Source organism: Halomonas sp. (assembly GCF_041689495.1).
Classification (GTDB): Bacteria; Pseudomonadota; Gammaproteobacteria; order Pseudomonadales; family Halomonadaceae; genus Halomonas.
In genome coordinates, this window is the sequence record NZ_JBDNGD010000088.1 from 1 (window position 1) to 8,158 (window position 8,158).

Consider the following 8,158-nt stretch of genomic DNA (forward strand, 5'->3'; position numbering starts at 1 on the left):
AGTCTGCCGACGCTTCGGCCAGGCAGCACCGCCGATAGTGGAAGAGGAGCGTCTCGCTGTTGCCGGCTACGCCAGCGCCCTGCGAGGAAGGCGTGTTCTACCGATGCCGAGAACAATGTCAATCCCGAGGGCGGCGTTTCGTGAGCTCGCCTGCGCCTCGACTTCCAAGGAAAAACAACCACTTCTCGACATCAGCACCGCCGACAACTAACCCGTCGCGGGCGGCGGATGCGTACTCTACCCCTGGCCTCCCCTGGCGCAAGAGCGTCAGACGGAAAATGTCAGGTCGACTGGCTTGCCCTATCCAGCAGCGACAGTATCGACCGATAGGGAATGCCGCCATGCTCGCTCAGACCGATCTCGCAGGTACGCGAATTGGAATAGCCCGCGCTGCATCCCTGGACCTGCTCGGCCAGGCCTTCCAGGGCCGATGCATTGAGTTCGGGCGTATTGAATCCCTTGTCGCCGGCAAAGCCACAACAATGGATGTCGGCAGGCACCACTATATCGGTAGCACAGGCCCGAGCCAGCGCCAGGAACTTGTCGGTCAGTCCCATCTTGATGCTGGAACAGGTCACATGAATCGCAATACGCTCTTCCAATGGTGAGACCGCCAGCCGTGGCAGCAGATGGTCATGGGCAAAGACGACAGGCTCCATCAAGGACAACCGCTCGTCCAGATACGGCGTGATGTGCAAGAAGCAGGGACTGGTATCGAAGAGCACCGGATAACGCCCGTTCTGGCTGGCCACCAGCAGCTCACGGTTGACTTCCCCTGCCTTGCTGGCCGACTCGTCGAACTGACCCTTGGACTCGAAGGCCATGCCACAACAGAGATGATTGATCCTGTCGGGCAGGATCACTTCGAAGCCCGCCTTGTCGAGCAGGGCCAGGGTAATCTCCATTATCGAGCGCGACTCTTCTTTATCGTCGTGGGAGGCGCCGAAGATACGGGTGGCGCAGGCGGGCATGTAGACCACCTTCTCCCTGGACGATCCCGCCATGGCTGGAGGCGTCAACACCCGAATCGGTGACGGCTTGGGCAGGGCCGGGCTCCATTGCGGGAGACGATCGCCACTGAGTCGTCTGACGCCGGTACTGACCCGGTTCATGATGTTGGTACCGAGAACCGCGCGTGCCGCACCCGCCGCGGCGAGACCTCCTCGCGCCAGACGCGTACCGACGGCGAAGTTTTCGCCGATACGATGCGCCATCCCCACGTGTTTCAGGCCGTTGTCACGACGATGCTGCTTTATCAGGTCACCCGTATTGATGCCTACCGGGCACTGCGTCGCACATAGGCCATCGCCGGCGCAGGTCTCGTCACCGGCGTAGCGATAATCTTCACGCAGCCTTTCCAGGCGCACCGAATTCTCATCGGAGATCGACTCGCCCATGGCCTCGAGCCTCGCCATCTCACGAGAGACCACGATTCGCTGGCGCGGTGTGAGAGTAAGATTCTTCGAGGGACAGACCACCTCACAGAAGCCACATTCGATGCACTTGTCGACGAGTGCATCGACGGCAGGCAGCGGCTTGAGGTTCTCCAGATGGATCGTTGGATTGCGACTGAGGATGACGTCCGGATTGAGCAGGTTATCGGGGTCGAACAGGCCCTTGATCTCCCACATCAGAGCATAGGCATCGGCACCCCATTCAAGCTCGACATAAGGTGCCATATTGCGCCCTGTGCCGTGCTCCGCCTTGAGGGAACCCCCGAACTCGACGCCCACCAGTTGTGCCACGTCATCCATCAGCGCCTGGTAGCGTTCCACTTCGCCGGCCTTTTCGAACCCCTGGGGGAAGACGAAGTGCAGGTTTCCCTCAAGGGCATGACCGAAGAGGATCGCGTCCTCATAGCCGTGCCTTCGAAATGCCTCGGTGAGCGCCAGCACCCCTTCATCCAGCCGCTCGATGGGAAAGGCCACATCCTCGATGATAACCGTGGTTCCGGTCTCGCGTACCGCCCCCACGGCCGGAAAGAGACCCTTGCGGATCTTCCAGTATAGGGCGTAGGTGTCGGCGTCGCGGGTGAAGGCGACAGGTTCCAGGGTCTGGATGCCCTCGAGCGTTTCCTGCACCGCCTGCATGCGTGCTTCGAGCTCGCTATCGTCATTGCCACGCACATCGATCAAGAGCGCCGCTGCATCCTCGGGCAGGGTCCTGAGTACCTCCGGCATTTTCGGCTGGCTCTCCACCGAACGCAGCCCGGCGCGATCCATCAGTTCCACGGCAGAGACGGGTGCCTGCTTGAGGGCGATGGTGGCCCGGCAGGTGGTGGCCATGTCGGGGAAGAAGGCGAGTGCCGCTGCCTTCTCGGGTTCGTCGACCACGCTGTCGTAAGTGATGGTGCTGATGAAGCCCAGAGTGCCTTCGGAACCGATCATCAGGTGCTTGAGGATCTCGATGCCGTCCTCGAAGTCCACCAGGCTGTTCAGCGCGTAGCCGGTAGTATTCTTGAGCCGATACTTGTGGCGGATCTTCTCGGCCAGCGTATCGTCGGCGCGGGTCCGGGAGGACAGGCGCTCGAGGCCAGCGAGCAAGTCGCCATGGGACTCCCGGAAAGCGGCCACGCTATCGGGATCTCCCGTATCAAGCAGGGCGCCATCGGCCAGAATCACGCGAATATCCCGCACGGTGCGGTAGCTGTTCTGTGCGGTGCCGCAACACATGCCCGAGGCATTGTTGGCAGCGATGCCACCGATCATGCAGCTGTTGATGGACGCCGGATCCGGGCCGATCTTGCGCTGATAGGGCGCCAGCAATGCATTGGCACGGGCACCGATGACGCCGGGCTGAAGCCGTATTGCTTTCCCCTCGTCGAGGATTTTGTGGCCACGCCAGCCACGCCCGAACTGGATCAGTACCGAATCGGTAACTGCCTGGCCGGAAAGCGAGGTCCCGGCCGCCCGAAATGTCACCGGCAATCGGCGTGACCGACACTCTGTCAACACTGCCTGCAACTCATCCTCGGTCTCGGGGCGGACCACCAGCTTGGGAATCATCCGATAGAAACTGGCATCGCTGCCGTAGGCCAGGGTATGCAGTGGATCGTCGAAGAGCCGCTCGCTCGGGATCATCCTGGACAACACCGCCTTCAGCTCCTGCCAGACAGCCGTATTGTCTTCCGTCATATCACCTCCTCGGTGTGGCGCAGAATCACCACCAGTTCGCGTGGACCGTGGACGCCATAGACCAGCGTCTGTTCGATATCGGCCGTCTTGCTGGGACCGGAGATCAGCAGGGCATTGGTCGGCATCCCCCCTGCCCAGGCGTTATTCTCGATCACATCGAAGAACGTGTCCTCGATGCGCTCGGCATCCAGAACAGCAATATGCATCGACGGCACCAGGCTGATCTGTCGGGGCTCATCGGCCGTCGGCCAGAGCCAGAGGCTGCCGGTCTCGGCGATACCGCCGCGGGTAGAGGTAAGCCCGGCATCGACCGTCTCGAACTGTTCCCGCTGCCAGGATTCGATGTCACGATCCACATCCACCAGTTCTACCTCGGCATCGACCAGGGCCTCCCGCGCCTCGGCGGCCACCGGATGGTCGCGACCCAGCGCCAGCCGCCGGATTTTCTTGCTTTGCAGTACCTGGGCGAGGGCACGGGTCCATTCGCTCGATGTCGTATGAACGACCTCGCCATGCACCGAGGAAATCAAGCGTTCGAAGCGCTCGAGACGCTCCTCTAGGATCCAGCCGCGATGGGTCACCACGCTGAAGTCGCTCTCGGGGACGGACAGCGGACCGTCGCTGCGCTCTTTCAAGCGCTTGAGGATGGCATCGCGGGCACTCATGACTGCTTCTCCTCGGAGTCCTTTTCGGCCTGGTGACGCTTGGCCTTGTGCTGTTTAACCAAGGCATGCAGCGACACCTTCGCCGGCTTGGGCGCAAGACGATACTCAGTCCAGGGGCCGAGCTTGGACGGGGTCAGGCCACGCAGCCTTCCGGCAATGGCCGTTCCGCCTCGCCAGGCGCTGGGATGCGTCGCCAGCCATTGGAACGCCCTCCAGGCCACCGCCTCCTTCGCGCTCCGCTTGGTGCCAGCACCGGGCACATTGCCGCGCCCCTCTCCCACGGATTCCTTGCGCAGCCGAACCAGCAGATCCGGAATGGGAATCTTCACCGGGCAGACCTCGCCACAGGCCCCACAGAGGCTGGAGGCCGTGGGAAGGTCCTTGGTCGCCTCCAGGCCCATGATGTGAGGCATCAGGATGCTGCCGATGGGACCGGGATAGGTAGTGCCATAAGTATGGCCACCGACCCGGGTATAGACCGGACAGTGGTTCATGCAGGCCCCGCAGCGGATGCAGCGCAGGGTGTCGAGGAGTTCATCATCCTGATAAATACGAGAGCGGCCGTTGTCGACCAGCACCAGATGAACCTCCTCCGGCCCATCGTGCTCACCGGGCTTTCGCGGTGAGCTGATCATGTTGAAGTAGGTGGTGACATGCTGCCCGGTAGCCGAACGGGTGAGCAAGGCGTAAAGCGGCGGGACATCGCGAAGGTGTTCCACGACCTTCTCGATGCCGGTCACGGCGATGTGTACCGGAGGGACCGTCGTGGTCATGCGGCCATTGCCTTCATTCTCCACCAGGCAGAGAGTACCGGTCTCGGCAACGGCGAAATTGACACCGGATATGCCCACATCGGCATTCATGAATCGTTCGCGGAGCTGGAGGCGAGCCGCGGCCGTCATGGCGTCGGCATCACGGGTCCTCTCGATTCCGGTCTTGTCATGCATGATATCGGCGATCTCGTCGGTATTGAGATGGATCGCCGGCATGATGATATGGGAAGGTGTCTGCCGATTGAGCTGTACCAGATACTCCCCGAGATCCGACTCCAGAGCCTCGATGCCCGCCGCCTCGAGATGCTCGTTGAGGTGCATTTCCTCGGACACCATCGACTTGCCCTTGATGACCGCCTTGGCGCCTCGCGCCTCGCAAAGCTCACGGATGATCCGGCAGGCCTCCTCGCCGTCCTCGGCCCAGTGCACCCGGATGCCATTGGCCTGGCAGTTGGCCTCGAGGGTTTCGAGCAGGTCCGGCAGCCTGGCCAGCGCACGCCTGCGAATATTGGCACCCAGGTCGCGCAACACCTCCAGATCCCAGTCGCTGAAGACATCCAGTCGCTTGGCCATCAATCCGTCCATGGCCTTGCGGAAGTTGGACCGGATCTGAGGGTTACCCAGGGCATCATGGGCCTGACGATGAAACTCGCGAGGCGTGAAGGTTTGAACGGGTTCGCTCTGAACGCTCATGACGTCCTCCGCCAAAGATAGCTGGCAATGTGCTCGCCCTTGACCGACGCCTTCTGATGCTCGAAGCGGCCGGCGATGTTCATCAGGCAACCGCAGTCAGAGGTGACGAAGTGCTCGGCACCGGCCGCCTCGATGGCCTGGGTCTTGTCGTCCACCATGGCCGCGGACACTTCGGGATGCCGGACGGCAAAGGTCCCGCCGAAACCGCAGCATTCGGCAGAGCGCGCCTGCTCAACCAGTTCGACCTCACCCAGCTGGCCGAGCAGGGCCGGGCCGGTCTCGGCCAGCCCCATCTCTCGACGAGCACTGCAGGAAGTATGCATGGCCACTCTTTCGGGCTGGCCACGATCCTCGAGCGTCAGGTGGCAGACATGCACCAGGAACTCGGTCAGCTCGAACACCCGAGAAGCGACGTCACCAGCCTCGTCCTCCCGGTCGGAACCGGCGAAGAGCTGGGGGAAGTGGGTGCGCATCATCCCGCCGCAGGAACCCGAGGGCACCACGATCGGCCAGGGCTCGGGAAACAAGCCGAGCTGGGCCGCCGCCACTGCCCTGGCCTCATCATGGTAGCCGGAGGTATAGGCCGGCTGGCCACAGCAGGTCTGATCCTCGGGAAAGATCACCTCGATACCTTCTCGCTCCAGGAGGCGAATGCCATCCAAACCTGCCTCAGGATAGAACATGTCAATCAGACAGGTGCCGAAGAAGTAGACTTTTTCGGGTTTGCTCGGGTAACACTTGACGGGTGTCATCTAGGGCGTCCTTGTTGATGCGCACAGCGTGGTGGTTCTCGCCCTGTCGAAACAGCACCGACGACATCGGGACCGGCTGGCGCGAGACATTGCGTGCCAGCAACAATCCATACACGTCGTTGAAGTCGACGGCAAGAGCGAACGATGGCGCAAGAAAGGTAATATACCGGTTGAGCCCTGACTTTCACGCCAGGATTTTCTCCCCTTATCCCACCGCCAGGAGCAGTGGCATGACCTTCCCGCCGATCGAACGTCCCCGATTCGCCGAGATCAGGGCGCGACACCCCTACCGGATGCCAGAGCATGATGTCGGGTAACCGGCCACTGGGCCTGTCACGCCCCTGGCGTCGACTGCTCATCCTGCTGTTGCCCCTGGGGCTGGTCCTGAGCAGCTGGGAAGCCGCCCAGGTAGCCAGAAGACAGGCCCTGCAAGGGCTGCAGAGTGACGCCGAGAACGAGTTGCGGCTCTCGGCGGCCAACCTGACCGGCCATCTGCTGCAACATGAACACCTACCCCAGTTGCTGGCCAGTCGCGAGAGTGTCCTACGTTTCCTCTCATCGCCGCCAGCAACTGGCATCGCCCCAATACCTTCCTCGGAGAGAATTACGCCTTTCGCAGCTATTACACGGATGCCATCGCCGGTGGCCAGGGGCGTTTTTATGGCCTGGGCGTTCAGTCCCGGGATCGTGGCTATTACTTTTCCGCCCCCGTCTGGCTCGATGACACCTCACCGGACGCCAGACCGGAAGGGGTGATGGTCATCAAGGTGCTGCTCGATAGCGTAGAGGAAAGCTGGTCCGACCAGGATGCGGAATTGCTGGTCACCGACGGCGACGACATCATCTTCATGTCCAGCCGCCCGGAACTGCGCATGGCCGCCTTGCACCCGCTCTCCGAGGGAGAGCGACAGGAACTGCTTGCCACCCGCCGCTATGCCGATGAGCCACTGTCACCGGCCGGCATCGAGACACTCGGAGCGCGGAGCCGAGTGGTGACCTTCACCCAGGGCCCCCTGGCCGAAGGCAACTATTTCAGCCAGTCACAGCCGCTCGACGAATTCGGCTGGGACATGTATATCCTCAAGCCGCTGACTCCGGTGATACGTGCCCAATGGTTCTCCGCCGCGTTCGCCGGTGGCTTCTACGGTTTCGCCGTTCTGCTCGGAGGGATCGGCTGGCAACGGCTGCGCCTTCGCCGCGAGCGGGAAGCGTTTGCCGAGCGTGAACGCCGGACCCTGGCCCGCACCCGGGACCAACTAGAACGCAACGTGGAGAGACGCACCCGGGACCTCGTCGAGACCAATTGGCGCCTCTCCAACGAGATCGACGAACGTCGTCGTGCCGAGGCAACCCTTCGCCAGACACGCGATGAACTGGTCCAGGCCGCCAAGCTGGCCGTCCTGGACCAACTGGCTGCCGGCATCAACCACGAACTCAACCAGCCCCTCGCCGCCATTCAGGCCTATGCCGAGAATGCCCGTCGCTTCATCGAGCGCCAGCGTCACCAGGCCGCGGATCACAACCTGGAGCAGATCATCGAACTCACCGGGCGCATGGCCGAAATCAGTGCCCAGCTACGGCAGTTCTCGCGCAAGAGCAGCGAAAACCTCAGCGCCGTCTCTGTCGCCGCCTGTTTCGACTATGTCCTGAGGCTCTTCCACTCCCGGCTCGACAATGCCGGGGGCCAGGTGGAACGCCACTGGGGCAGCGAGGACATCCATGTGCTCGCCGACACCGTTCGTCTCGAGCAGGTACTGGTCAACCTGATCGGCAATGCCCTTCAGGCCATGGCAGACGTCCCCGATCCGCGCCTGATACTCTCCTTCGCGGCGTCGGGAGACAGCGTCATGATCGAGGTGGGCGACAACGGCTCGGGCATCAGCGACGACAATCTGGAGAGGGTCTTCGAGCCATTCTTCACCACCAAGTCCAGGGGAAGCGGCCTGGGACTGGGGCTGTCGATCTCCTCGCGCATCATCGACGACCTGGGCGGTCGTCTCCGCGCAGGCCATCGCCGCGGTGGCGGTGCCCTCTTCACCATTACCCTGCCTCTCTACAACCAGGCCCGGTGGGCAGACAAGGCCGACCCTCAGGAGACATCTTCCCATGCATGAATCGGTGGCGACCCCGGTGATGATCAT

5 protein-coding genes and 1 pseudogene are annotated in these 8,158 nt (G+C 62.3%); 2 read left to right on the forward strand and 4 right to left on the reverse strand.

The genetic code is table 11. From position 1 onward, the window contains the following. Positions 1 to 211: hypothetical protein (locus ACESMD_RS02845; protein ID WP_372610152.1), on the forward strand; the 211-nt coding region annotated here is incomplete at its 5' end. Positions 212 to 281: 70 nt separating this feature from the next. Here the strand turns inward: ACESMD_RS02845 and ACESMD_RS02850 are convergent. Genes ACESMD_RS02850 through ACESMD_RS02865 form a run of 4 tightly spaced genes read right to left on the reverse strand, consistent with a single transcriptional unit; the run spans position 282 to position 6,017 of the window. Then, complete coding sequence (locus tag ACESMD_RS02850; protein WP_372610154.1) at positions 282 to 3,134, reverse strand: FAD-binding and (Fe-S)-binding domain-containing protein; 2,853 nt, start codon at positions 3,132 to 3,134, stop codon at positions 282 to 284. Next, a complete protein-coding gene (locus ACESMD_RS02855) occupies positions 3,131 to 3,799 on the reverse strand; it encodes a lactate utilization protein C (RefSeq protein WP_372610156.1) in 669 nt (222 codons plus the stop codon). Before ACESMD_RS02855 ends, ACESMD_RS02850 begins: the two co-directional genes overlap by 4 nt. Beyond that, positions 3,796 to 5,265: a LutB/LldF family L-lactate oxidation iron-sulfur protein gene (locus ACESMD_RS02860; RefSeq protein WP_372610158.1), complete on the reverse strand. Its 1,470-nt coding sequence runs from the start codon at positions 5,263 to 5,265 to the stop codon at positions 3,796 to 3,798. Before ACESMD_RS02860 ends, ACESMD_RS02855 begins: the two co-directional genes overlap by 4 nt. Beyond that, positions 5,262 to 6,017 (reverse strand): (Fe-S)-binding protein, encoded by a 756-nt coding sequence (locus tag ACESMD_RS02865; protein ID WP_372610160.1) that lies wholly within the window; start codon positions 6,015 to 6,017, stop codon positions 5,262 to 5,264. Before ACESMD_RS02865 ends, ACESMD_RS02860 begins: the two co-directional genes overlap by 4 nt. 303 nt (positions 6,018 to 6,320) lie before the next feature. Between ACESMD_RS02865 and ACESMD_RS02870 the strand changes: the two are divergent. Beyond that, positions 6,321 to 8,131 (forward strand): annotated as a pseudogene (locus tag ACESMD_RS02870) (ATP-binding protein). Positions 8,132 to 8,158: the final 27 nt, after the last annotated feature.

Excerpts from the sequence above, each read along its gene's own strand:
- ACESMD_RS02850 (WP_372610154.1), bottom strand. The coding sequence starts at position 3,134 with ATGACGGAAGACAATACGGCTGTCTGGCAGGAGCTGAAGGCGGTGTTG.
- ACESMD_RS02855 (WP_372610156.1), bottom strand. The coding sequence starts at position 3,799 with ATGAGTGCCCGCGATGCCATCCTCAAGCGCTTGAAAGAGCGCAGCGAC.
- ACESMD_RS02860 (WP_372610158.1), bottom strand. The coding sequence starts at position 5,265 with ATGAGCGTTCAGAGCGAACCCGTTCAAACCTTCACGCCTCGCGAGTTT.
- ACESMD_RS02865 (WP_372610160.1), bottom strand. The coding sequence starts at position 6,017 with ATGACACCCGTCAAGTGTTACCCGAGCAAACCCGAAAAAGTCTACTTC.